At 44.7% G+C, this 24,106-nt stretch carries 24 protein-coding genes and 3 tRNA genes; 19 read left to right on the plus strand and 8 right to left on the minus strand.

The window, feature by feature from the left end:
• The first annotated feature begins 327 nt into the window (after positions 1 to 327).
• Both ACQEXT_RS13380 and ACQEXT_RS13385 read left to right on the plus strand, forming a co-directional pair.
• Positions 328 to 1,302: an OmpA family protein gene (locus ACQEXT_RS13380; protein ID WP_138973364.1), complete on the plus strand. Its 975-nt coding sequence runs from the start codon at positions 328 to 330 to the stop codon at positions 1,300 to 1,302.
• A 206-nt stretch (positions 1,303 to 1,508) separates the two neighbouring features.
• Positions 1,509 to 2,477, plus strand: a complete 969-nt coding sequence (locus tag ACQEXT_RS13385) for an OmpA family protein (protein WP_138973363.1) — start codon at positions 1,509 to 1,511, stop codon at positions 2,475 to 2,477.
• 96 nt (positions 2,478 to 2,573) lie between these two features.
• Here the strand turns inward: ACQEXT_RS13385 and ACQEXT_RS13390 are convergent, their stop codons facing one another.
• The 3 genes from ACQEXT_RS13390 to ACQEXT_RS13400 form a co-directional block, all read right to left on the minus strand.
• Positions 2,574 to 3,080 (minus strand): Fe3+-citrate ABC transporter substrate-binding protein, encoded by a 507-nt coding sequence (locus tag ACQEXT_RS13390; protein WP_331416054.1) that lies wholly within the window; start codon positions 3,078 to 3,080, stop codon positions 2,574 to 2,576.
• A gap of 251 nt (positions 3,081 to 3,331) precedes the next feature.
• Positions 3,332 to 3,408 (minus strand) — tRNA-Arg (locus ACQEXT_RS13395).
• 52 nt (positions 3,409 to 3,460) lie between these two features.
• Complete coding sequence (locus ACQEXT_RS13400) at positions 3,461 to 4,594, minus strand: flagellar assembly protein FlgT (protein ID WP_426952470.1); 1,134 nt, start codon at positions 4,592 to 4,594, stop codon at positions 3,461 to 3,463.
• 163 nt (positions 4,595 to 4,757) lie between these two features.
• Between ACQEXT_RS13400 and ACQEXT_RS13405 the strand changes: the two genes are divergently transcribed.
• On the plus strand, positions 4,758 to 5,393 hold the full coding sequence (locus tag ACQEXT_RS13405; protein ID WP_138971536.1) for a FlgO family outer membrane protein: 636 nt from the start codon (positions 4,758 to 4,760) through the stop codon (positions 5,391 to 5,393).
• 8 nt (positions 5,394 to 5,401) lie between these two features.
• Entirely contained in the window at positions 5,402 to 5,833 is a 432-nt protein-coding gene (gene flgP, locus ACQEXT_RS13410; RefSeq protein ID WP_426952472.1) for a flagellar assembly lipoprotein FlgP, read from the plus strand.
• Positions 5,834 to 5,895: 62 nt separating this feature from the next.
• Here the strand turns inward: flgP and ACQEXT_RS13415 are convergent, their stop codons facing one another.
• The 3 genes from ACQEXT_RS13415 to flgA all read right to left on the minus strand — a co-directional run bounded on the left by ACQEXT_RS13415 (position 5,896) and on the right by flgA (position 7,482).
• Positions 5,896 to 6,321 carry a flagella synthesis protein FlgN gene (locus tag ACQEXT_RS13415; protein WP_138971534.1) on the minus strand — a complete coding sequence of 142 codons (426 nt, stop codon included), beginning with the start codon at positions 6,319 to 6,321 and terminating at the stop codon, positions 5,896 to 5,898.
• Between the two features lie 18 nt (positions 6,322 to 6,339).
• A complete protein-coding gene (flgM, locus tag ACQEXT_RS13420; protein ID WP_138971533.1) occupies positions 6,340 to 6,654 on the minus strand; it encodes a flagellar biosynthesis anti-sigma factor FlgM in 315 nt (104 codons plus the stop codon).
• An 81-nt stretch (positions 6,655 to 6,735) separates the two neighbouring features.
• Positions 6,736 to 7,482, minus strand: coding sequence for a flagellar basal body P-ring formation chaperone FlgA (flgA, locus tag ACQEXT_RS13425; RefSeq protein WP_426952474.1), 747 nt, complete (start codon positions 7,480 to 7,482; stop codon positions 6,736 to 6,738).
• 77 nt (positions 7,483 to 7,559) lie between these two features.
• Between flgA and ACQEXT_RS13430 the strand changes: the two genes are divergently transcribed.
• The 15 genes from ACQEXT_RS13430 (at position 7,560) to ACQEXT_RS13500 (ending at position 23,598) form a co-directional block, all read left to right on the plus strand.
• Positions 7,560 to 8,486 carry a chemotaxis protein CheV gene (locus ACQEXT_RS13430; protein WP_138971531.1) on the plus strand — a complete coding sequence of 309 codons (927 nt, stop codon included), beginning with the start codon at positions 7,560 to 7,562 and terminating at the stop codon, positions 8,484 to 8,486.
• A gap of 12 nt (positions 8,487 to 8,498) precedes the next feature.
• Positions 8,499 to 9,326, plus strand: coding sequence for a protein-glutamate O-methyltransferase (locus tag ACQEXT_RS13435; protein WP_269378012.1), 828 nt, complete (start codon positions 8,499 to 8,501; stop codon positions 9,324 to 9,326).
• A 238-nt stretch (positions 9,327 to 9,564) separates the two neighbouring features.
• Complete coding sequence (gene flgB / locus ACQEXT_RS13440; protein ID WP_138971529.1) at positions 9,565 to 9,960, plus strand: flagellar basal body rod protein FlgB; 396 nt, start codon at positions 9,565 to 9,567, stop codon at positions 9,958 to 9,960.
• A 4-nt stretch (positions 9,961 to 9,964) separates the two neighbouring features.
• Positions 9,965 to 10,381, plus strand: coding sequence for a flagellar basal body rod protein FlgC (gene flgC / locus ACQEXT_RS13445; protein WP_138971528.1), 417 nt, complete (start codon positions 9,965 to 9,967; stop codon positions 10,379 to 10,381).
• A gap of 17 nt (positions 10,382 to 10,398) precedes the next feature.
• Positions 10,399 to 11,112: a flagellar hook assembly protein FlgD gene (gene flgD, locus ACQEXT_RS13450; RefSeq protein ID WP_269378011.1), complete on the plus strand. Its 714-nt coding sequence runs from the start codon at positions 10,399 to 10,401 to the stop codon at positions 11,110 to 11,112.
• Between the two features lie 38 nt (positions 11,113 to 11,150).
• Positions 11,151 to 12,455: a flagellar hook protein FlgE gene (flgE, locus tag ACQEXT_RS13455; RefSeq protein WP_426952477.1), complete on the plus strand. Its 1,305-nt coding sequence runs from the start codon at positions 11,151 to 11,153 to the stop codon at positions 12,453 to 12,455.
• A gap of 205 nt (positions 12,456 to 12,660) precedes the next feature.
• On the plus strand, positions 12,661 to 13,410 hold the full coding sequence (gene flgF / locus ACQEXT_RS13460) for a flagellar basal-body rod protein FlgF (RefSeq protein ID WP_138971525.1): 750 nt from the start codon (positions 12,661 to 12,663) through the stop codon (positions 13,408 to 13,410).
• Between the two features lie 19 nt (positions 13,411 to 13,429).
• Positions 13,430 to 14,218, plus strand: a complete 789-nt coding sequence (gene flgG / locus ACQEXT_RS13465; protein ID WP_006881569.1) for a flagellar basal-body rod protein FlgG — start codon at positions 13,430 to 13,432, stop codon at positions 14,216 to 14,218.
• A gap of 15 nt (positions 14,219 to 14,233) precedes the next feature.
• Complete coding sequence (flgH, locus tag ACQEXT_RS13470) at positions 14,234 to 15,013, plus strand: flagellar basal body L-ring protein FlgH (RefSeq protein ID WP_138971524.1); 780 nt, start codon at positions 14,234 to 14,236, stop codon at positions 15,011 to 15,013.
• A 67-nt stretch (positions 15,014 to 15,080) separates the two neighbouring features.
• A complete protein-coding gene (locus ACQEXT_RS13475; RefSeq protein WP_269378008.1) occupies positions 15,081 to 16,172 on the plus strand; it encodes a flagellar basal body P-ring protein FlgI in 1,092 nt (363 codons plus the stop codon).
• A gap of 10 nt (positions 16,173 to 16,182) precedes the next feature.
• Positions 16,183 to 17,097, plus strand: coding sequence for a flagellar assembly peptidoglycan hydrolase FlgJ (flgJ, locus tag ACQEXT_RS13480; RefSeq protein ID WP_269378007.1), 915 nt, complete (start codon positions 16,183 to 16,185; stop codon positions 17,095 to 17,097).
• A 280-nt stretch (positions 17,098 to 17,377) separates the two neighbouring features.
• Positions 17,378 to 19,252, plus strand: coding sequence for a flagellar hook-associated protein FlgK (gene flgK / locus ACQEXT_RS13485; protein WP_426952480.1), 1,875 nt, complete (start codon positions 17,378 to 17,380; stop codon positions 19,250 to 19,252).
• A gap of 10 nt (positions 19,253 to 19,262) precedes the next feature.
• Positions 19,263 to 20,456, plus strand: a complete 1,194-nt coding sequence (gene flgL, locus ACQEXT_RS13490; RefSeq protein WP_331416043.1) for a flagellar hook-associated protein FlgL — start codon at positions 19,263 to 19,265, stop codon at positions 20,454 to 20,456.
• A 370-nt stretch (positions 20,457 to 20,826) separates the two neighbouring features.
• Positions 20,827 to 21,972 (plus strand): flagellin, encoded by a 1,146-nt coding sequence (locus ACQEXT_RS13495; protein ID WP_426952483.1) that lies wholly within the window; start codon positions 20,827 to 20,829, stop codon positions 21,970 to 21,972.
• A 492-nt stretch (positions 21,973 to 22,464) separates the two neighbouring features.
• Entirely contained in the window at positions 22,465 to 23,598 is a 1,134-nt protein-coding gene (locus tag ACQEXT_RS13500) for a flagellin (RefSeq protein WP_426952485.1), read from the plus strand.
• A 153-nt stretch (positions 23,599 to 23,751) separates the two neighbouring features.
• On the opposite strand, the gene ACQEXT_RS13505 is transcribed toward ACQEXT_RS13500, so the two are convergent.
• Both ACQEXT_RS13505 and ACQEXT_RS13510 read right to left on the minus strand, forming a co-directional pair.
• Positions 23,752 to 23,836: transfer RNA gene (locus tag ACQEXT_RS13505), tRNA-Leu, on the minus strand.
• A gap of 193 nt (positions 23,837 to 24,029) precedes the next feature.
• Positions 24,030 to 24,104 (minus strand) — tRNA-Gln (locus tag ACQEXT_RS13510).
• Positions 24,105 to 24,106 lie beyond the last annotated feature (2 nt).

A 24,106-nucleotide genomic window follows, 5' to 3' on the forward strand; every position in this document is an offset into this window, starting at 1 on the left:
AATTTGTTTTTTGTTCCCTAGTTGACTGAATTTTATTGGAGAAATTCATACATACACCAATCCCTTATCCTAACTAGCTTTACGTGGATTCGTGTTTTTTTTTGGATTATTTCCTAACAGTTCGCTGACAAAATCCTACTTTGAATGTTAGGAAATGTGTATATAGTTCGCTGAGTTCGCTTGCGGATCTAGATGTTTATGCCGTGAGTATTGGTTTAGTCAAAATAAAATGATGAGTCGTGTTCTGTTTCCATTTGGGCTTTGCTAAGGGTAAATGGAAATGTGCACTAAGGCTAAACAACTTTCAGATTTGAGGAATAAAACACCATGAAAAAATTAGCAGCGGTAATTTCAGCATCACTTCTTCTTGCATCAGCGCCTTCACTGGCAGAGCTTTATGTCGGTGGTAAAGTAGGTAAATCTTGGTTGGATGATGCATGCACAACAGCGACAGCAAATTGTGATGATGAAGCTTCAACAGCAGGTGCATTCATCGGTTACGAAATGTGGGACTTTCTATCAATCGAAGGTGGTTACGACTACCTAGGTAAGTTTACAACTGATGGTCTTAATGACGATAAAGTTGAAGCATTTACGCTAGCTCCAAAGTTAAACCTACCGATTACTGACGATATCTCACTTTACGGTAAATTTGGTGGTGCATACGTCAAATATGGCAACAAAGAAGATGCTTCATACATGGGTGCCGCAGGTGTTGAATTTGACTCACATAAGAACGTGACTGTGCGAGTTGAATACCAAACCATTACTGATGCAAACAATGAGCAGGTTCGTGCGATGGGTAATAGTGCGACGCTAGGCGTAGTTTACAAGTTTGGTAGCAATGAAGAAGCTGCACCAGTTGTTGTCGTAGAAGAAGAGATGGTTGAAGAAGTCGTTGAAGAGACTCCAGCAGAGCCTGTTGTTGAGACTAAGACGTTTGAGACTCAGCTACTAGGCACAGGTAGTTTTGAACTAAATAGTACAAAGCTAAACCAACAGAGCGCCTCTCAACTGGATGAGCTGGTAGAGTTCCTTAATACTTACCCACAAGCGAAAGTAGAAGTGATTGGTTACACTGATTCATCTGGTGCGGCTGAGTACAACCAAGTGGTATCAGAGAAGCGTGCAGAGTCTGTAGCGTCTACTCTTGAGCAAAAAGGTATTGATGCGTCTCGTATTACCGTTCGTGGTGAAGGTGAGAATAACCCAATTGCATCAAATGACACTCGTGAGGGTCGTCAGCAAAACCGCCGTGTTGAAGTGATCGTCCCTAGCTTTGAGTACCAAGTTCAGCAGTAATAATTAAAATAACAACGTTAGTAATTGAGCCCCAACCCCATGGTTGGGGCTTTGTCTTATATATGAGAAAGAAAAAGCACCTATAATTCCACTGTTATATTGTTTGCATATCGATACTTATTAGATGTGCGGTAATGCCAATGTGCTTATCAATAGGTTTCCGGTTTAGAGAAATAAGTAAGCATGTGATTGATGAGGGAGTTCTCATGAAAAAGTTTGCAGTGGTTATGTCGGGGGCATTGTTACTAGCGTCAGCAAGTGCAAGTGCAGAGTTTTATCTAGGGGGTAAAGTTGGAAAGTCATGGCTGGATGATGCGTGTACTGCGCTAACAAATGACTGTGATGACGATTCAATGACAGCCGGTGTGATAGCGGGTTATGAATTTTTCGACTTTCTGTCACTAGAAGCAGGTTATGACTACCTTGGTGAGTTTACTGCCGATGGCTTAGCTGATGAAAAGGTTAAGGCTTTTACTTTTGCTCCCAAGCTGAATTTACCACTGACTGAGGATGTATCTCTGTACGGTAAACTTGGTGGCGCTCGCGTCGAGTACGGTAATAAAGATGATAATTCGTACCTAGGAGCCATTGGTGTAGAAATTCAGTCAGATAATAATTTTGCAGTACGTATTGAGTACCAGCGTCTGACCGATGTGAACAATGATTTGGTTAAAGCCGCAGTGAACAGTGCGACACTTGGTCTTGTCTACAAATTTGGTGCCAATGAATCACAACCTGAAGAAGCGGTTGTTATCGAAGAGAAAGTCGTCGAAGAGACAGTGACGGAAGAGGTTGTTGTCACGCCTGTAGTTAAGACTTTCGAAACAAAACTGGTCGATTCAGGCAGTTTTGAGCTAAATAGCACCAAACTAAAACCAGAAAGCCAATCAACTCTTGATGAACTGGTGGCGTTTATGAACCAGTACCCGCAGGCTAATGTCGAGGTGACAGGCTACACCGATTCGACTGGCGCAGCCGCTTACAACCAAACTTTGTCTGAAAAACGAGCTCAATCTGTCGCGGATGTTTTGATCAATGAAGGGATTGAAAGTCGTCGTATCACAGTACGTGGTGAAGGGGAAAATAACCCAATCGCTTCGAACGAAACTCGTGAAGGTCGAGAACAAAATCGTCGCGTAGAGATTGTTGTACCTGCTTTTGAATACCAACAGTAAGTACTACCGAGTTATTAAGACTGTATAGGTCATTTGATTGAAAGAGTGTTTCTAAAAGAAAGGCCTTGTTGTATAACAAGGCCTTTTATTTTTAAATTACTTAAGATCGATGCTATTCAATCGTCCCATAAACTCGAGAATTTCGAGGTTCTCTTTGTTTGCTTCTAACAGCGCTTTTTTCGTCTTTGTGTAGGCAGCTAAACGGCCATGTTTCTTTATTGAGCAAACGACACTTTTGTAAATTAGTTTGCCGTGCTCATCGTAGTTACGCCATGCCGCAATATAGCACTCATCTTTTGCCGCTGGATTTTCCTTTGTTGGCCGGGGTTTGAAAATTATCTTGGGTTCCAGAGAGTGAGGTAATCGCGTCATCAGGTAAGGATCTTTCAGTAACTTACGCCAAAACTTTCCCCACATTTTACTGCCCAGCTCATTGCGAAGCTTAATGGCCTTCTTCAGTCCTTTCTTTTCACCTATACGAATGTAGCCCACAGAGCGGTGAAGAACTTTGTCGTCCGGAGTGTGGATATGGATTTTATAGGCTGTTTTAGCTTTTGAGATGAAGCGGTGACCAGTGTTCGTCTCTAAGTTACTCTTTTTCATTCTTTCGCTATCGATAACTTTATTAATAAATATTTTAGATGATTGTATTCAAATGTTGAAGGTTTGTTTGTAAGGATGTACGGGTTTCTTATGCTGAAAACAAGGCTGAAATATGAGTGTAGTTTGAATAGTTTCAGCTTGAGTAATGGAAGTGTGTGAAACTTGTCAATTGAATCGACATTGAGACAAGGGCAATCTGGACATCGACAGAATGGGGCTAGTAGTTACTAACTTTCTAGCCCTTTTAAATGTGGCGCTCCCGACAGGATTCGAACCTGTGACCTATCCCTTAGGAGGGGATCGCGCTATCCAGCTGTGCCACGGGAGCGTAACGCTATGATACTGAATTCAATCCAGAAGTTAAGCTCATTGTGGTGGTTTTACAACAGCTTGTGCATTACATCGCCAATCTGGATGCTGCCAGCAAGTTCCGCTTGATCGATGGTGAGTTCTGCTTCGTTCTCATAAACACGTGAGACCGTTAAAGTGATGTCTGTTTCGGTGACTTTGTTACGTGGAAGCCCACGCTGGTCGATAAACGAACCGGTATGCCACAACTGCAATTTATCACCAGGTTCCACACCATGAATTCTACCGAGATCCATGGTAATGGTATTTCCCCATTTGGCGACCACTTCTGGAAGCGTGATTTTACATGACACTTCTGATTCTAAGTCGAGCATGATATTTCGGCTTACTCGAAGCATCATATCTCCGTAAGTAGAAGCCCAAAAACGAGCACTTTTGGTGTCAACTTGGCTGGTTTTAGCGAAAGGCCAGCGTGCGACTTCGCGATAGTTGCGGTTATAAACCTCATTACCTGTCTTACCATCGAATACCGTCATTTCCAGAGCAAACTGACGATTAATAATGTCGTCCTTAATCAGGTTTTGCTCAATGGTTGCGGTTAAATCCGTAATCACTCCGCCGATGATGTACTGTGCGCCAGTATCTTGGGCAATCATTTTAAGGCGTTCTGGGTACTTTTTACTGATTTCATAGTCTGTGGTGCCAACGGAGATAAAGTTGGCTGATTCCTGATCCAGTTGGCGGTTAATAACATTGGCAAAGTCATCACCCACATCATAAATTTGCCCCATGACCGCTTGGCTAGGAGAGGCAAGAGCAATGTTGCCGACCAAAAACGTCTTTTTGTACTGCTCAACGTGGCAACTGGTTGCCGATGGGTAAATGTCTACTCTTGCTCTGACAAACATCACTCCGCGACGTGTCTTTTGCTCTTCAACCAAGATGTAACGTACTTCACTATTCGTGAATTGGTACTCTTTGCGTTCACTTTCCAACAGCGGACGAAGGTTTGCAATGCTGCCTATATCCGCGCCAGAGAATCGGACGGCTTTGTAGAGCGCATCTTCCAATGCATGGATTCTAGCTACCTCTTCGGACGACACGACAGTGGCTGTGCCAGTCACTTCATACCAACCTGCCAACGCTGAATTAGCAATGAGGCTGATGAATGCGGTTGAAAAGAGCTTCAGAAGCGATTTTTTCATGTTTGTTTACCAAGTTGGTTCATTTTTTGCTTATTGAATCTTAGCTGATTTAGGCATTGCCTTTCTGAATAGTTGCATAATTAGAAAAGCAAGGAATGTTCCACTTTTAGAAGAGAGCTAAAAGAAACGACATTTTAGGCCTTAATGTATCGGAGATTAGAGAATGAAAAAATGGCTAACGCTAGTACCAGTGGTGTTTTTAACCGCTTGTGCCTATGCCCCAATATACAATGGTAAAGAACCTTATGCGGGTTCTCAGTTTATGCTGATGGAGAGTCCGCGTCATACTCTTGACTTCTTTGTGGAGAGTATGACCGAAGACTTGATGGTTTCTAACACCAGTGTTTCTGCACGGACACCTATTGCCGTCACATCATTTGTAGATCTACAAAATATGGATGCGACAAACTGGCTAGGTAATTCGGTATCAGAAGGTTTTATTCACCAGTTCCAGCGTCGTGGTTTTAAAGTTGTAGACTTTAAAACGACAGGCTCTATTCAAGTGACTCATCAGGGTGACTTTGCATTTAGCCGAGATTGGAAAGATCTGGCTCAAGAGCAAGATATCCAATATGTACTGACAGGGACAATGCTGCGCCAAGAGGGCGGTGTCATTGTGAACGCCCGTGTGGTAGGGATGCAATCTCGCGTTGTTGTCGCTACAGCTCAAGGCTTCTTACCCGCAGATCGAATTGGTCGAGATCTTGATACCCTTAATAGTATTCGTACTCAAGATGGTGTATTAATTCGCTCAGACCCAACGATTACCCAACCTTATACCGTGATTTTACGCCCGTAGGAGCCGAGATGAAAAAGCTATTACTCCTTGCTGTCGTTTTCATAATGGTCGGTTGTCAGCCGTTAAGTAACATGCGTCCTGATGACTGGTTAACGGCTGTTGGCTACGCCAGTATTAGTGAACAGAAAGGACGTAACGAGGAAGAGAAGCAAGTACGTGCGATGCGTGCTTCGAAGATCGATGCTTATCGTGAACTTGCTGAGCAGGTCTACGGCATGCGCGTGAGTGGTCGAGCTGATTTGCAAGACCAACGTCTAGGTACAGAGCTCACATCCGGGGCGGTAGATGGCGTTATCCGTGGCGCGGAAGTCGTCAGAAGTTACAAAGTCGGGGATAGTTATGTCACTGAACTGCGTCTTGATATCCAGAAAATGAACAAGCTGCGTGATTACGGCGAAGTTCAGCAAGTACCTGAAAAAAGGCAACAAACTCTTTTCTAACTTACCCATTCTCTCTGATACAAAAAAAGCGGCAATCATTGCCGCTTTTTTATTGAATGCTTTTAGGCTTTGATATTTGTGCCCAAAGTGGTGATATTTTTGGTTTGCCCTTCAGATGTATAAGTCATACCCAGTTTCCCTTGTGACTGTTTCATCAGATTGTTGAGTTTGTTAAAACTCAGTTGGGCACGCTGGAGAGCTTGACCATTAATATCGTTAGCTTGTTGGCATTGGCTAATAAGCGCTCTTATCTGTTCTACCAGAGGGCTCAACTCTGGGTTGGTGGTAAGAGTCTCTACTTCAGGGTGGCGACGAATACGATCATCAGTCGTTTGAAGTTGCTCAATAAGCGTAATCTTTTGTTTGGCAATCTGTTCAATATCTTTGGATAGTCGATTAGCGATAGCGTGCTTTTCCAACACAAGGACTTCACTCAGTTCTTGTGCATTTTTTAATTGGAATTCAACTAGTCCTTGCAGTGCTGCCATTTACAGATATCTCTTGGTTTAGAATCCGCCCAATTCTTTTTCGAACTTCATCATGTTATCAGCAAGTTTTTCAGGATCAACTGAGTAGGAGCCATTCGCGATAGCCTCTTTAATTGCCGCAACCTTTGCTTTGTCGAAACTAGGTTGGCTGACCATTTGATTGTGCATTTCTCCCACCGCTTTACCTTGTGAGCTAAGTGAAACTGCATCTTGCGCGACAGACGACTTCTTTGCGGATTCAGAACCGCTCGTTTGAGTGCTGTCGTTACGTACAGAGTGCCTCGTCGATGTAGAAAGAGGTTGCCCTGAACGAATATTATCAATACCTGCCATATGTTGAGCCTTTTACGAATTAGAACTTGTACTGTCAATATCGACTACTAGGGTAAGAACTTTAGCTTTTTTTCTAACCAGTTAAAAAATTACCGTCACTTCCGAAATTCCAGATACACGCCCTTCAATTATACGGTTGGATTTACTATTTTTCACTCTAATCTGTTCACCATGTGAGCCATCCGTTAGAGCGACGCCTTTTGTTGTGATTGTCATACCGGATTTCACCGCTTTTATTGTCACGGTTTCATTGCGGCAGACTACACAAATATCTTGTTCTTCAAGAATTTCTCCAGCACGGAGATTTTTTTTGGCTTTTGCGCCAATAACTGCATCAATTGCGGAAAAGCCTTGCCGCCTAAAGCGTTGTAAGTCTACCATATTAATAGTGACATCTTGCCCAGAGATCAGCTGCCCGCGAGAAAGTGCAGTGGTCAGCACGACTTGTGGTCCAGTACGAACTAATCTTACAGGTACATAGACTCGCCAACTGTCATCAGGACATTCGACGAGCACAGTGATGTTACTTGCACTAGGATTGGTAGAGGAGGAGGAAGTCTCTAACGGGGCGGGGCAGTCAGTAGCGAATATTCGGCTATCAACGCTAGCAGCGGTCGCCTGCAAGGTACCTCCAGTAGGCCACTCAATTGTGGACAAAATGTACTCTTCAGCTGCTTGCTGAATCTGCGCAATTTGGTTTTCTGTCGCGGATGTCGCTGAAAAACTAAAGAAAAAGAATAAAAAGCCGATAGACTTACAAAACTTTTTATAGAAAGCTCTACAATTAGTTATGGAAAATGAGCACAAGTGTGATTTAGGATATGTCATTCTGTTTCTCTGGTTTTTCATGGCCTACAGTAGACTACCACTTTTTTAGCATGAAAGTTTGAGATGGAGATGAGCTTATGACGGGTATTCTTGATTCTGTGAATCAGCGTACGCAACTCGTCGGTCAAAACCGATTAGAACTCCTAACCTTTCGCCTAATGGGGCGTCAGCGTTATGGAATCAACGTATTTAAAGTAAAAGAGGTTCTCCAGTGTCCTAAGCTTACTTCAATGCCAAACTTGCACCCTTTAGTGAAAGGGGTTGCCCATATTCGTGGCCATACAGTTTCAGTCATTGATTTAAGTTTAGCTATTGGTGGCCGTCCAACAATGGACGTTGAAAAAGCGTTCGTTGTAATTGCAGAGTTTAACCGAACAATTCAGGCTTTCTTAGTTACTTCAGTCGAGCGTATTATTAATATGCACTGGGAGGCGATTTTGCCGCCACCAGATGGAGCAGGCAAAGCGAACTACCTGACGGCTGTAACGAATATCGATAATGAGTTAGTAGAAATTCTCGATGTAGAAAAAATACTGGCAGAGATTGCGCCTGTTGATGAAACGATGGACGCATCCATTGGTGAAGAGATTGCGCAGGCGGAAACGGAAAAAGAAATTGTACGTCGTATACTTATTGCTGACGACTCTACTGTGGCACGTAAGCAAGTTGAGCGTGCAATTACTTCCTTAGGTTTCGACGTCGTTGCTGTGAAAGATGGCAAAGAGGCTTATGAAAAGCTTGTGGAAATGGCATCTGAAAGCAGTATTTATGATCAAATATCTCTGGTTATCTCTGATATCGAGATGCCAGAAATGGACGGTTATACATTGACTGCGGAAGTACGCCGTAATCCTGATCTGAAAGATCTTTATGTTATTCTTCACTCATCACTTAGTGGTGTATTTAACCAAGCTATGGTTGAACGAGTTGGGGCAAACGCTTTTATTGCCAAATTTAACCCCGATGAGCTTGGTAATGCGGTGAAAACTGCACTTACAAAATAAAAAGAGAAGTTAATGACAGCAATAACTATAAGCGATCAAGAATATCGTGATTTCAGCCGTTTCTTAGAGTCACAATGCGGTATTGTTCTTGGGGACAGTAAGCAGTATCTGGTAAGAAGCCGACTAAGCCCACTTGTCACCAAGTTCAAGCTGGCTTCGTTGTCTGATTTGCTGAGAGACGTAGTGACGGGACGCAATCGTGAGTTGCGTGTTGCTGCTGTTGATGCGATGACGACAAATGAGACGCTTTGGTTTCGAGATACCTATCCGTTCGAAGTACTGGCGAACAAGTTGTTGCCAGAAGTCGCGGCAAACAAAAGACCAATTAAGATTTGGTCTGCCGCGAGTTCATCAGGTCAAGAGCCTTATTCAATGGCGATGACCATCATAGAGACTCAGCAGCGCAAACCAGGCATGTTGCCTAGCGTTGCGATTACCGCAACGGATATCTCTGCAAGCATGCTTGATATGTGTCGAGCAGGCGTGTATGACAACCTAGCGTTGGGGAGAGGACTTTCTCCAGAGCGCCGTCGCACTTTCTTTGAAGATGCGGGCGATGGTCGAATGAAGGTTAAAGATAACGTTAAGCGTCTGGTTAACTTTAGACCGCAAAACTTAATGGATAGCTACGCATTGCTCGGTAAGTTTGACATTATTTTTTGCCGCAACGTATTGATTTACTTCTCACCGGAAATGAAGTCTCAAGTGCTTAATCAAATGGCCAACAGTCTAAATCCAGGTGGTTATCTGCTGCTCGGGGCATCAGAGTCGTTAACCGGATTAACGGATCGATTTGAGATGGTCAGATGTAATCCAGGAATCATCTACAAGCTTAAATAGTTAAGCGTTGTTTTATTAAGCCCAGCCATAGTGCTGGGCTTTTTTGTACGACGGCAAAAGTTGCTTGTATACTTTTGATTGAGTAATTCCAAAATCTCACCTAGCTGCGAACAACATGTAAAGTTGGCGTGGTTATTGCTCAGTAAAAAATGAAGTAACAGTGGAACGATTTTAAAAGTTGGTACGCTAATTGCTTTATATTTAATAGTAACGGTCAGTTCTTTGAGTAGAGGTCAACATGGCTATTTCTTTTGACAACGCATTAGGTATCCACCAGCACACGGTGGGCGTACGTGAGCGCAATGCTGAGGTGATCTCCACCAACATTGCTCAATCGAACACACCTGGTTTTAAATCAAAAGGGATGGATTTCCAGAAGGCATTGCAGGCGGCAACCTCGGGGGCAAGCATTGGTCTTAGCCGTACTGATGGTCGGCACATACCTGCCTCTACCCAAGTGACAGGGGAAGTAATGTATCGTCTTCCAACACAACCTGACACCGGTGATGGCAACACGGTTGATGTGGATTTAGAGCGTAACTTGTTTATGCAAAACCAAATCAGACACCAAGCATCACTCGACTTCTTAGGAAGTAAATTCAAGAACTTAACGAAAGCAATTAAAGGGGAATAGATAGATGAGCTTATTTAACGTATTCAATGTAACTGGTTCTGCCATGAGCGCTGAATCCGTTCGTCTAAATACTACCTCTAGTAATTTGGCTAACGCGGACAGTATCTCTAGCTCTGCAAAAGATACTTATAAGGCGCGTCATGCTGTGTTTGGTGCTGAGTTAAGTAAGGCAAAGTATGGCCGCGACCATACCGTGCCAGTGAAAGTGATGGGTATTATAGAAAGCGATAAACCGCTTACCGCGGAGTACAACCCTGATCACCCACTCGCAAATGATGAGGGCTATATCTACAAGCCTAATGTCAATGTGATGGAAGAAATGGCAAACATGATTTCTGCTTCACGTTCTTACCAAACGAACGTTCAATTAGCAGATGCAAGCAAACAAATGCTGCTGCGTACGCTGCAGATGGGTCAATAGGGATAAGGAGGTAACGTATGGCCGGAGGCATTAATAATAATGTTGGTCAAAGCGGCTTGTCCTATATCGATCAGCTTAAACAGCTTCAGGACAAGAATAAGCCGAACGAGACAACAGGTAAGCAGGAACTTAAGCAAGAAGACTTCTTATCTTTGCTCACCAAGCAACTTGCCCAGCAAGACCCGTTTAAGCCGGTCAGTAATGACCAGATGATTGCACAAATGGCGTCATTCGCGACGGTAGATGGCATCGGGAAGATGAACAATCAGTTTGAAACACTGAACACTTCGATGACATCAAACCAAGCGCTACAGGCGTCCTCTTTAGTAGGGCGTGACGTCTTGGTCCCAGGTGCTGCTGGCGTGAAAAACGATAACGGCAGTATGGCTGCTATGATCAAACTTCCTCAAGCCGTCGATAACTTGATGGTGAGAATAGAAGATCAAATGGGGCAGCTTGTTCGTACCTTCGATGTCGGTTCAAAGCCTGGTGGCGATAACCGAGTTGTATGGGACGGCAAAGATCAAAACGGTAACCCATTGCCGGCTGGCAAATACAATGTGAAAGCATCTGGTTTGCTAGATGGAGAAGCGAAAGAGTTTGAGGTTTCGACCTATGCAAACGTCAATAGTGTTCTCCTTGGTAAAGGCGATGGTAACGTACTACTCAATCTGGCTGGCTTTGAGTCGCCAGTTCGACTTGCTGAAGTACTAGAAGTTGGCAAAGCGTAACTTTAAGTAGATATGCTAGCTAGATAGGAGATTTTGGAATGTCATATGTTGCACTAAGCGGTTTATCCGCAGCTCAGTTAGATCTGAACACAACCAGTAACAATATTGCCAACGCGAACACATTTGGCTTTAAAGAGTCACGTGCAGAGTTTGGTGATGTTTACTCTAATTCACTGTTTACACACGCGAAAACGACACCTGGTCAAGGTGTACAAGCTGCTAAGGTCGCTCAGCAGTTTCACGAAGGTTCAAGTATTTATACTAACAACCCAATGGATCTACGTATCGGCGGTACAGGCTTCTTCGCGGTGGCGAAAGATCGTCTTTCTCCAACCACCAATGAGTTAACGCGTAACGGTGCATTTCACCTGAACAAAGATAACTACATGGTTACAGCGAACGATGAGTTCCTGCTGGGTTATCAAGTCAACAAAGATACTGGCGATGTGCTTTCATACGAGCCATCACCGCTCAACATTCCAAAAGAGTTCGGTAAACCTAAGCAGACTTCTAACATTGAAGTAGGTGTTAACCTTCCAGCTAATGGTGAGTTAAAAGATCCGGCGTTGTTTGATTACACGGATCCTGAGACATACAACCGTTCAACTTCTTCGACCATTTATGACTCTATGGGTCAGTCGTACAAGTTAACGACCTATTATCTGAAAGATCAAACACAGCCTAATACGTGGCAAACTTACTACACTGTGACTGACAAAGCAGGTGAGAAGCCATTGAATATTTTAGGCGGTGATGCGACAGCGCCGACGGGACACGTTGGTCACACAATGAAGTTTAACAACGATGGTACGCTTGCTAGCCTAAACAGCGGTCAGAACATTGTTTCTGAAGCCTTGGGTACCGGAGCAAACCCAGTTGAACTGAATGGTGCTGACGTTAACCAAACTTTATCTTTTGGCCTGCAAGATGCGACACAGTTCGCGGCACCATTTGAATTGACCAAGTTCGACGAAGATGGCGCAACAACTGGCTTCTTGACCAAAGTGGATTTCGACGAGAACGGTAGCGTGCTTGGCACTTACTCAAACGGCGAAAATATCATCTTAGGTCGTGTGGCGCTGGTTCGTGTCGCAAACGAGCAAGGCTTAGATAAGAAGGGCGGTACGCAATGGGATGCGACTCAGTTCTCTGGCGATAAAATCTGGGGTGAATCGAATAAAGGCTCTTTTGGTACCATCAGTAGCGGTACACTAGAACAGTCAAACATCGATATGACTCAAGAACTTGTCGACTTGATCTCTGCGCAGCGTAACTTCCAAGCGAACTCTCGTTCACTTGAAGTTCATAACCAAACGCAACAAAACATCCTACAGATTCGTTAATCTCTATTTAGCGATACTCGCAATCATCTGTTTAGCAAGCTGGTGGCAATCATCAGCTTGCTATTGTTGCCGCAACAGGCAATGCACTCCTCTTACTCCTTTCTATTTTTGCCGCTTTCAGTTTAGTTTATTGATAATAAAGGAAAATTAATATTGGCACATAAGTTGCTTTCATTGATCTGAATTGTGATTTTTGGAGCAAATTATGGATCGTGCACTGTTTCTAGCGATGAGCGGAGCCAAGCAGAATATGCAAGCGCTACAGCTTAGAGCAAACAACTTGGCGAACGTCAGTACTACGGGCTTTCGTGCTGATTTGGCGCAAGCTCGTTCAATGCAAGCATATGGCGATGGTTTACCAAGTCGCGTGTTTAGCATGACTGAACGTCCGGGACATAATTTTCAACAAGGTAGCGTGATCACGACAGGACGAGATCTCGACGTTACGATCCAAGGTCAAGGCTGGATGTCGGTTCTCGATAAAACTGGCAAAGAAGGCCTAACACGCGATGGCAACTTAAAAGTTGACGTTAACGGTATGTTGGTGAGTGGCAACGGCAATCTTGTTCTTGGTGAAGCAGGTGCGCCAATTACTCTGCCAATTCCAGTCAGCAAAATTGAAATCGGCAACGATGGCACCATCTCGGTTGTTCCTCAAGGAGCTCCGGCAGATGCAATAGAAATCGTTGATCGAATCAAGCTCACTAGCACCAATAATCAATCACTATTCAAAGATGTAAACGGCTTGTTCCGTGCAAAAGATCCTAATGCGGCATACGAAGCGGATGCCGGTGTAAAACTGCTCACAGGCGCAATTGAAGGCAGCAACGTCAATGCAATTGGCGAGATGACTAGCCTGATTGACTTGCAACGTCAGTTTGAAATGCAAGTGAAAATGATGAGCACCGCAGAAGATATGGACAAAGCGTCTGACTCTCTGCTTCGTATGAGCTAACAAATTTTAGGAGAAGGTTATGCATCCGGCACTATGGGTAAGTAAGACTGGGTTAGACGCTCAGCAAACCAATATTTCAACAATTTCAAACAACTTGGCTAACGCATCAACGGTAGGTTACAAAAAGAGCCGCGCCGTTTTTGAAGACTTGTTCTACCAGAACATTAATCAGCCAGGTGGTCAGTCATCGCAAAATACAGAACTGCCAAGCGGCCTGATGTTAGGCGCGGGTTCTAAAGTAGTAGCGACGCAAAAAGTTCACACTCAGGGTAACACTCAAACAACAAACAACAGTCTCGATATGATGATTGAGGGTGATGGTTTCTTCCAGATCCTGATGCCAGATGGCAACATCGGTTATACACGTAACGGTCAGTTCACGGTCAATGATGAAGGCGTTATTGTCACCTCTGGTGCGGGTTACGCCTTAGAGCCAGAAATTGCCATCCCTGAGGACGCGATTAGTGTCACGATCGGTACCGACGGTGAAGTCTCAGTTCGCGTGCGAGGCCAGCAAGATAACCAAGTGGTTGGCCAGATCGCGACGGTAGATTTCGTCAACCCAGGTGGTTTAGAACCTATTGGTCAAAACTTATACCTACCGACAGGTGCGAGTGGTGATCCACAAGAAGGTGTTCCTGGTTTCGACGGTTTCGGTGAAGTAAGACAGTCAATGTTGGAAACATCAAACGTCAACGTGACGGAAGAGCTGGTCAATATGATCGAAGCTCAGCGTGTTTATGAAATGAATTCCAAAGTCATCTCTGCGGTAGACAAGATGATGAGCTTTGTTAACCAGCAGCTTTAATTTAGGGATAGGGCAATGAATCGATTACTCGCACTTTTCGCTCTTACAGTTGTTTCGGGCTGTACTATGCTTGAGCCACCGATTGAAACTCCTGATGTCGTTCAAGGAACCACAACCGTTGACGCGGTCGAAGGGGACAAATCGAATGACGAAAGCGCAGGCGTTATCGATACATTGCGCGGTCGAGCTGACCCTGTTGCGGGGGACCCTGCATGGGCACCGATACATCCGACACATCGTCCAGAGCATTATGCGGCGGAAACGGGATCGCTGTTTAACATGGCTCAAACTACCAGCCTATATGACGATTCCAAACCACGCGGTATTGGCGACATCATCACGGTTACGCTAGATGAAAGCACTAAAGCGGCAAAAAGCTCTGACGCAGATCTATCTAAAAACAATGATGCGTCGATGGATCCACTAGAAGTGGGTGGTCAGCAACTTAATATTGGTGACTACAACTTTTCGTACAATTTAAGCAACGACAATAAATTCAGTGGCAGTGCCGCGGCAAATCAAAGTAACAGCATTTCTGGTTCAATTACAGTTGAAGTGATTGAAGTACTGGCGAACGGCAACTTGGTCATACGTGGTGAGAAGTGGTTGACACTTAATACTGGCGATGAATATATCCGACTCAGCGGAACGATTCGTCCTGATGATATTGATTACGACAACACTATTGCGTCAAACCGCATATCAAACGCAAGAATTCAGTACTCAGGTACAGGAACGCAGCAAGATATGCAAGAGCCAGGTTTCTTGGCACGATTCTTTAATGTATCTCTCTAAATCCATCTGATGCCGCTTTTTTGGCACGACAGTAAAGATGGCAAAGAGTTAGAGTAAAGGTATGGTCATGAAAAAGTTGTTTCTCCTATTTACAAGCTTGTTGGTCCTCGCGACTTCAGCGCAAGCAGCACGCATCAAAGACGTTGCTCAGGTCGCTGGTGTTCGTAGCAACCAACTGGTCGGTTACGGTCTGGTTACAGGTCTGCCAGGTACTGGAGAATCCACTCCCTTTACCGATCAGAGCTTTAACGCCATGTTGCAGAACTTTGGTATTCAGATGCCACCAGGTACGAAACCGAAAAGTAAAAACGTGGCTGCCGTTATCGTTACCGCTGAACTGCCTGCATTTTCTAAGCAAGGACAAACCATCGACGTGACGGTCTCTTCAATTGGATCGGCAAAAAGCTTACGTGGCGGTACCTTAATGCAGACGATGCTAAAGGGTCTCGACGGGCAAATTTATGCCGTTGCGCAAGGCAATTTGGTGGTGAGCGGTTTTAGTGCCTCGGGTGCGGATGGTTCGAAAATTGTTGGCAATAATCCGGCGGCAGGTATGATTTCAAACGGCGCGATGGTCGAACGTGAAATACCAACGCCATTTAGCCGCGGCGACTACATTACCTTTAACTTGCTTGAATCAGATTTTACAACTGCACAGCGTATGGCTGATGCGGTAAATAACTTCCTCGGTCCTCAAACGGCATCGGCGGTCGATGCAACTTCCGTCAAAGTTCGTGCACCTCGTGATGTTACACAACGCGTTGCTTACCTATCTGCGATTGAGAACATTGAGTTTGACCCAGCAGACGGCTCCGCAAAAATCATTGTTAACTCGCGCACTGGCACTATCGTGGTTGGTAAGCACGTACGACTTAAACCTGCGGCAGTCACACATGGCGGCATGACAGTGGCGATTAAAGAAAACCTCAATGTTAGCCAACCTAATGCTTTTGGTGGTGGTGAGACGGTTGTGGTACCGGATACTGACATTGAAGTCACTGAAGAGCAGGGCAAGATGTTTAAGTTTGAGCCAGGTCTGACGCTCGATGATCTCGTTCGCGCGGTGAACGAAGTTGGCGCTGCGCCTTCGGATTTAATGGCAATCCTTCAAGCACTCAAACAAGCAGGTGCAATCGAAGGCCAACTCATTGTTATCTAAGGAGTAGAACATGATTAACAACGGTAATGACATCGGTTTTATTCATGATATCGCTAACCTAGATAAACTGCGTAAGAAAGCGGTTGAAGGTGATGAGGGGAGTGAAAAAGAAGCGCTGGCTGCTGCCGCGAAACAGTTCGAAGCTATCTTCACTAACATGCTATTTAAGTCAATGCGTGACGCTAACTCCACATTTGAGTCTGGCTTGATGGATAGCCAAAACCAACAATTCTATCGTCAGATGATGGATGAGCAGATGGCGAGTGAATTGAGTGCATCAGGTTCTCTGGGCTTAGCCGATATGATTGTCGCTCAGCTGACTTCCGGTAAGGTTGAAAACCAGAATGCCAACGCACGCAACGCTGATTTTGAGACAATGATGGAAAGAGTCGATCGTATCCGTCAACAGCAAGCGAATACCGCTTCAGCGCCAACCGCAGTTTCTGCAACTAAAGAGCCTTCTCGATTTGACTCGCCTGAGTCGTTTGTCGCATCAATGAAGCCTTATGCAGAGAAAGCAGCTCGTGCATTAGGCATTGATTCTTCATTGCTGCTTGCTCAAGCCGCACTTGAAACCGGCTGGGGCCAAAAGGTGGTGAACAACGCGGCCGGCAGCAGTAATAACCTGTTCAATATTAAAGCTGACCGTAGTTGGTCAGGTGACCGTGTTGCGACACAAACTCTTGAGTACCATCAAGGGGTGCCAGTCAAAGAACACGCAGCATTTCGCTCTTATCAAAGTTACGAAGAGAGCTTTAACGACTATGTTCGTTTTCTCAATCAAAACCCTCGTTACACCACTGCACTTCGCCATGGCGGAAACAATGAAGAGTTTATCCGTGGCATTCATCAAGCTGGCTACGCGACCGATCCTCGTTATGCTGATAAGGTACTAAGCGTTAAGGCGCGGATTGATCAGATGTAACTCGAGGGCTGCGCCCGATGGAGAACTAGCACGCTTCGCACCGAGAGTCGAGAACGGACTTCGTCCTTCGAGAGGATCTGGTGGTGAGTGAGTCGAAAGTTGCAGGCAGTGCAGGCTAATATTTGAGTCTAATTATCTGAATTTAAAGAAAAGTGTTGGCATGAACTGTCAGCCCTTTCAGAATTGTCTCGCTTCTCGCTTCTCGCTTTGGCACACATATTGCAAATCTTAATTCAGATATTCAGTTAACACTGATTTTTAAAGGTTTCTTGGGGGCAATATGGCGTCTGATCTTCTGAATCTTGGTTCGCAAAGCGTACTGACGGCTCAGAGACAACTCAACACCACTGGTCATAACATCTCTAATGTAAATACAGAGGGTTACAGCCGTCAGTCGGTGATACAAGGCACAAACATGCCACGCCAATACGGTGGGGAAACCTACGGTATGGGTGTCCATGTGGAAAAAGTTCGCCGCTCTTGGGATCAGTTTGCCGTCAATGAACTCAATGTCTCTACCACTAACTATGCGCATAAAGTCGATGACGAAGGCAATTTAGAGATGCTATCTAGCATGCTCTCTTCAGTGGCATCGAAAAAAATTCCTGAAAATCTTAATGAATGGTTCGATGGCGTGAAATCACTCGCAGACAGTCCGAATGATGTGGGCGCACGTAAGGTTGTGTTAGAGAAAGCGAATCTGATTACGCAAAACCTTAATGATTTCCATGAAACCATCCGTCGTCAATCCGATGTCACTAATAAAAAACTTGAGCTCGGCATAGAGCGTGTCAATCAACTTGCTTTGGAAATTAGAGACTTACATCGATTGATGATGCGTACACCTGGGCCACACAATGATTTGATGGATACCCATGAAAAATTGGTCGCGGAACTGTCTGAGTACACCAAGGTAACCGTTACGCCACGTAAAAACGCTGAAGGTTTCAATATTCACATTGGTAATGGTCACACCCTCGTTTCAGGAACTGAAGCGAGTGAACTCAAGATGATTGATGGTTATCCAGATGTACATCAGCGTCGTCTTGCCATGATTGAAGGTAAAGGTATCAAGGCAATTACCACCAAGGATATTGATGGCAAAATCGGAGCTATGCTCTCGATGCGCGATGAGAAAATTCCAGAATTGATGGATGAGTTAGGACGATTAGCGACTTCATTCTCATACCAAGTCAACAAGCTCCAGTCTCAAGGTCTGGATTTAAGAGGCAACATTGGTGGTCTGATGTTTACCGATGTGAACTCGGATGTGGTGGCAAAGTCTAGAGTTGTGACGTCATCGAATTCAAGTGCTGATGTTGCGGTGTTTATTGAAGATACCAGCAAGTTAGTTGGTGGCGAGTACTCTCTGCAATACACGGGCGGGGATTACTACATAACGCGTCCTTCTGGAGAGCAATTTATTGTTCCCGTTGTCGACAATGCCATCACACTTGACGGTATCCGTATCGATATTCGTAAGGATCTAGAGTCTGGAGAGCGCGTTCTGTTGAGACCAACTCGAAGTGGCGCGGCACAGATGAAGATGGCAACGAATGACCCAAGTGATATTGCCGCACAAAGTTATGAAGCATCCACAACCTTTGCTCAAGGCAAGGCGAAGTTCAGTATTGAACAAGCAGGTGCATTACGTGAGTTTGAAGTCATCATCTCACCGGATGGCAAACAGTTTGCCGTTACTGACACCAAAGGCAATGTACTGCTTGAGCCACGAGACTACCCACCATCGGGTGTTGTGACAGTGCAGGGCACCTCATTTGAGTTGACCGATGGTGCGTTGCCGAATGACAAGTTTACGGCAAACCTTGTCCCTTCAGAAGGTGATAACGGCAACTTGCTAAAAATGCAAAATATCCAGACCGATAAAAAGCTCAATGATGGCGAATCGACCATTCTGGATATTTATCACAACCTCAATACAAACGTTGGTTTGCAGATGTCGACCGCTTCAAGGCTGACAGATGTATCGCGTTTGGAAAAAGAAGCTGCGCAGGAACGTGTAGCGTCGATTTCTGGCGTTAACCTCGATGAGGAAGCGGCAAACATGATGAAGTTCCAGCAAGCGTATATGGCTTCCTCACGCATCATGCAGGCGGCAAATGATACCTTTAACACCATTCTGGCGTTGAGATAAGGAGGCATAAATGATGAACCGTATTTCTAGCTTCCATAACTATCAATCAGTACAGAATGATTTGCGTCGTTCCGAAGCGAAAGTACACCATAATCAGGCGCAGTTAGCGTCGGGTAAAAAGTTAATGAAAGCCAGTGATGATCCACTGGCAACGCATTACATCCAAAATATTGGTCAGCAAAAAGAGCAATTACGTCAGTTTACTGATGCGATTGTGTTGACTCGCAATCGTCTAGAGCACCATGAGGTCATTATCTCCAATGCTGAACAGTTTGCTGATGAAGCGAAACGCACGGTGATGGAAATGATCAATGGTGCCTTATCACCAGAAGACCGATTAGCGAAGCGTAGAGAGATCCAAGAGATTGCCAATAACTTCCTCAACTTGGTCAATGTTCAAGATGAGTCCGGCAACTATATCTTTGCCGGTACTAAACCTAAAAACCAACCATTCTTCCGTGATAAGGATGGAGAGGTGGTGTACGCAGGCGATGACTATCAACGCAAGATGAAGATCTCCAACAGCTTAGAAATGCCAATCAATGATCCAGGCAGCAAGCTGTATATGGAAATAGACAATCCATTTGGTGATTTTGAACCTAAGTACAACCTAAAAGACGCATCAGAACTGCTACTAGAGCGTGCTATCAACATTAATCCAGACGATCAGTCGACCTATAAAGTCACTTTTGTCGATATGCCCGACGGCAAATATGGATACCAGCTGGAACGTGATGGTTCAGTCGTTAAAGCAGACACCTTTGACCCTGCCAAAGGCATTCAATACGAAGGCGTGAAAATTCAGGTCAAAGGCCAGATTACCAAAGGTGATGAGATCAGCTTAGAGCCGAGACGTACCTTCAGTGTGTTTGAAACGTTTAAAGATGCGATGGAGTATTCACGAGGTTCGGTATCAGACGCATCCAACACCGCTCAGTTACATCAGATTACACAAGAATTCCATGCCGCTTTCATTCATTTGAACAAGGCGCGCACGGATGTGGGTGCAAGGCTAAATACACTTGATATCCAAGAAGAGCAGCATGACGACTTCAAAATGACGTTGGCTAAATCAAAAAGTAATTTTGAAGATCTGGATTATGCAGAAGCGATTATCGAATTCAACGAGAACTCGCGAGCACTACAAGCGTCACAACAAGCGTTTGGTAAAACCAAAGACTTAACACTATTTAACTACATCTAATCTCAATGCCTTATGCGCCATGCCATAAGAGCGAGATAGATGTAGTTTGCCAGCAAAACGAAACCACGATGAGTGGCAAGTCAGGTGGCAAAAGAGCGGCAACGAGCTTGCCGCAGGCGGTGAGTGTAATTTGTTCAATTAGGATGATTTGCAATCACTAGATTCAAGTTGCTAATAAATAAGGATAAATAAATTTATTTTCCGGATTTTTAAAATTGGCACACAACTTGAATCAGTTAATTGAGAGTTAAACAAATTAGTTTTAAGCAGGTAATCGATCTGCTTAGCAAGGCATTTACGGTCAGTGCTTCCAAATGAGACAAAGCTGGCCGCTTCGCAAGCACTTGCGAACTCAATAGGAGAGCAAACTATGACCATTACAGTAAATACTAACGTTTCGGCGATGACAGCCCAGCGTTACCTAAACAAAGCAACGGGTGATCTGAATACCTCTATGGAGCGTTTGTCTTCTGGTCAACAGATCAACAGTGCAAAAGATGATGCGGCTGGCCTACAGATTTCGAACCGATTAACGGCTCAGTCTCGTGGTCTTGACGTAGCAATGCGTAATGCCAACGACGGTATTTCTATTGCCCAGACAGCTGAAGGTGCAATGAATGAGTCAACATCGATTCTTCAACGTATCCGTGACTTGTCACTACAATCAGCAAACGGTACTAACTCTGCGTCAGAGCGCCAAGCTCTACATGAAGAAGTAGCGGCACTGCAAGATGAATTAAACCGTATCGCGGAAACAACATCATTTGGTGGTCGTAAACTGCTGAATGGTTCATTTGGCGAAGCATCATTCCAGATCGGTGCGAGTTCAGGTGAAGCGATCATCATGGGCTTAACCAGTGTACGTGCAGACGATTTCCGTATGGGCGGACAAACTTTTATCTCTGACCCTGAGAAAGCCAAAGATAAAGACTGGGGTGTACCAAGCGCAGCAAAAGATTTGAAGTTTGAGTTCACGACGAAAGATGGTGAAGCAGTGACACTCGATATTATCGCTAAAGAAGGCGACGACATCGAAGAGCTTGCAACTTATATCAACGGCCAAACAGACAAGTTTAAAGCGTCTGTAGACCAAGATGGAAGACTGCAGATCTTTGCCGCAGAGCCTAATTTAGAGGGTAACCTGAACATCTCAGGTGGTCTTGCAAGTGAACTTGGCCTAAACGGTGGCCCTGGTGTGCAAACAACAGTACAGAACATCGATGTTCGTTCGGTTGGTGGCGCTCAAAACGCGGTAGGTATTGTGGATGCGGCACTGAAGTACGTAGATTCACAACGTGCTGATTTAGGTGCGAAACAAAACCGTCTAAGTCACAGCATCAACAACTTGGCTAACATCCAAGAAAACGTAGAAGCATCGAACAGTCGAATCCGCGATACTGATTTCGCGAAAGAGACTACGGCGATGACAAAAGCACAAATTCTGCAACAAGCAGGTACTTCAATACTTGCTCAAGCAAAACAGTTGCCAAACTCTGCAATGTCACTATTGCAGTAGTGGTCAACCTTTTCACTAACGTAAACCTAGACGTAGGGTTAGTGGAAGTTTGACGGCAAACATAGGTGATTAGGTAATGGAGTTCTCTCTCTCACCTGCTCCATCACTGGAGTCACCTATGTAGCGCGGCAGCCAGGCTGTGATCATTTCTCTCGATCTCCATATTGGCATTGGCTACCAAATAGCCCCGGTTCTCTCAAAGGAAAAGGGGCTTTTCTTTTGCCCAAAGAAAACTATCTTTAAATTTACTCCCTCGACAGCGAAAACGCGCGTTATCGGCTGAAGTTCATATTTCTTTAGCAATTAAGTTCATATCTGCTAACCGCATCAATCTGCTACGGTTAACCCCATTTTTTTATAGAAATTGACCAAATAGCTCTAAAGTTAATCAGATTAACGTCGCTAATAAGGTTACTTTGAGAGAACTAATTGGTTTGCCGAGACGTCGGAAACCTTTACCTCCGGTCTACGGAAATCAATAGGAGAACCACTATGGCGGTTAATGTAAATACAAACGTCGCGGCAATGACAGCACAACGCTACTTGAATAGCGCTTCAACTGCTCAACAAGCATCGATGGAAAGACTTTCATCCGGTTTTAAGATCAACAGCGCAAAAGATGACGCTGCGGGTCTACAAATTTCTAACCGTTTGAATGTACAAAGCCGAGGTTTAGACGTCGCAGTACGTAACGCAAACGATGGTATTTCGATGGCACAAACAGCCGAAGGTGCCATGAACGAAACAACCAACATCCTACAACGTATGCGTGATCTATCACTTCAATCAGCTAACGGCTCTAACTCTAAGTCTGAGCGTGTAGCGATTCAAGAAGAGATCACGGCACTGAATGATGAACTTAACCGTATCGCAGAAACAACCTCTTTTGGTGGTAACAAGCTACTGAATGGTACGTTCGCGACCAAGTCCTTCCAAATTGGTGCGGACAACGGTGAAGCCGTTATGCTTACCATGAACAATATGCGTAGCGACAACGCTATGATGGGTGGTAACAGTTACGTTGCAGCGAATGGCCAAGGCAAAGACTGGGCAGTGCAGAGTGGGGCAAATGACCTTACAATCACGCTAACTGACAAGTTTGGACAAGAGCAAAACGTAGCGATTAACGCAAAAGCTGGTGACGATATCGAAGAGCTAGCGACTTACATCAATGGTCAAACTGATCTTGTTAAAGCGTCAGTCGATCAAGATGGCAAGCTACAGCTATTTACCGATAACAACCGCGTTGAAGGCGTTGCAACCTTTGGTGGTAGCTTAGCGGGTGAACTAAGTATTGGTGAAGCTAAAGCGGTTACCGTTGACACGATCGATGTAACGTCGGTTGGTGGTGCACAAGAATCGGTAGCGATTGTCGATGCGGCTCTTAAATTTGTTGATAGCCATCGTGCAGAACTGGGTGCATTCCAGAACCGTTTCAACCATGCAATCAATAACTTAGATAACATTAACGAAAATGTGAATGCGTCTAAGAGCCGAATTAAGGATACAGACTTCGCGAAAGAGACGACAGCTCTAACGAAATCTCAGATCCTTACTCAGGCTTCGAGCTCTGTTCTTGCTCAAGCAAAGCAAGCGCCCAACTCAGCGTTGGGGCTTTTAGGCTAAGAAAGTAATTTCTAAGCAAATTTAAAAGTCATGACTCTAAGCAAAAAATCCAGCCTCGGCTGGATTTTTTTATCTCTCGACATCGTTCGTCGACCAAATTTTTCATAGAGTAGATAAAACAAAACCCAGCTAAAAGCTGGGTTTTATAAAGAATGGTGCGGAAAGAGAGACTTGAACTCTCACACCTTGCGGCGCCAGAACCTAAATCTGGTGCGTCTACCAATTCCGCCATTTCCGCATCGTATTCTGTAGTCATCCTGATAATTGGTAAAATCAAGATAACGTTGTATATGTCAGGCTACTGATGCCCTAACCAGGAACAATAGATGTGGCATCTAGTGAACCTATAAATAATGGCGGGCTACTGAGAGCCGAGCCAGGGACAATAGATGGGGCATCAAATGATGCTTATCTAGTGAACCGATAAATAATGGCAGGTCTACCTGGATTCGAACCAGGGAATGGCGGCATCAAAAGCCGCTGCCTTACCGCTTGGCGATAGACCTGC

It is taken from the genome of Vibrio sp. TRT 29B02, from assembly GCF_050113655.1.
Classification (GTDB): Bacteria; Pseudomonadota; Gammaproteobacteria; order Enterobacterales; family Vibrionaceae; genus Vibrio.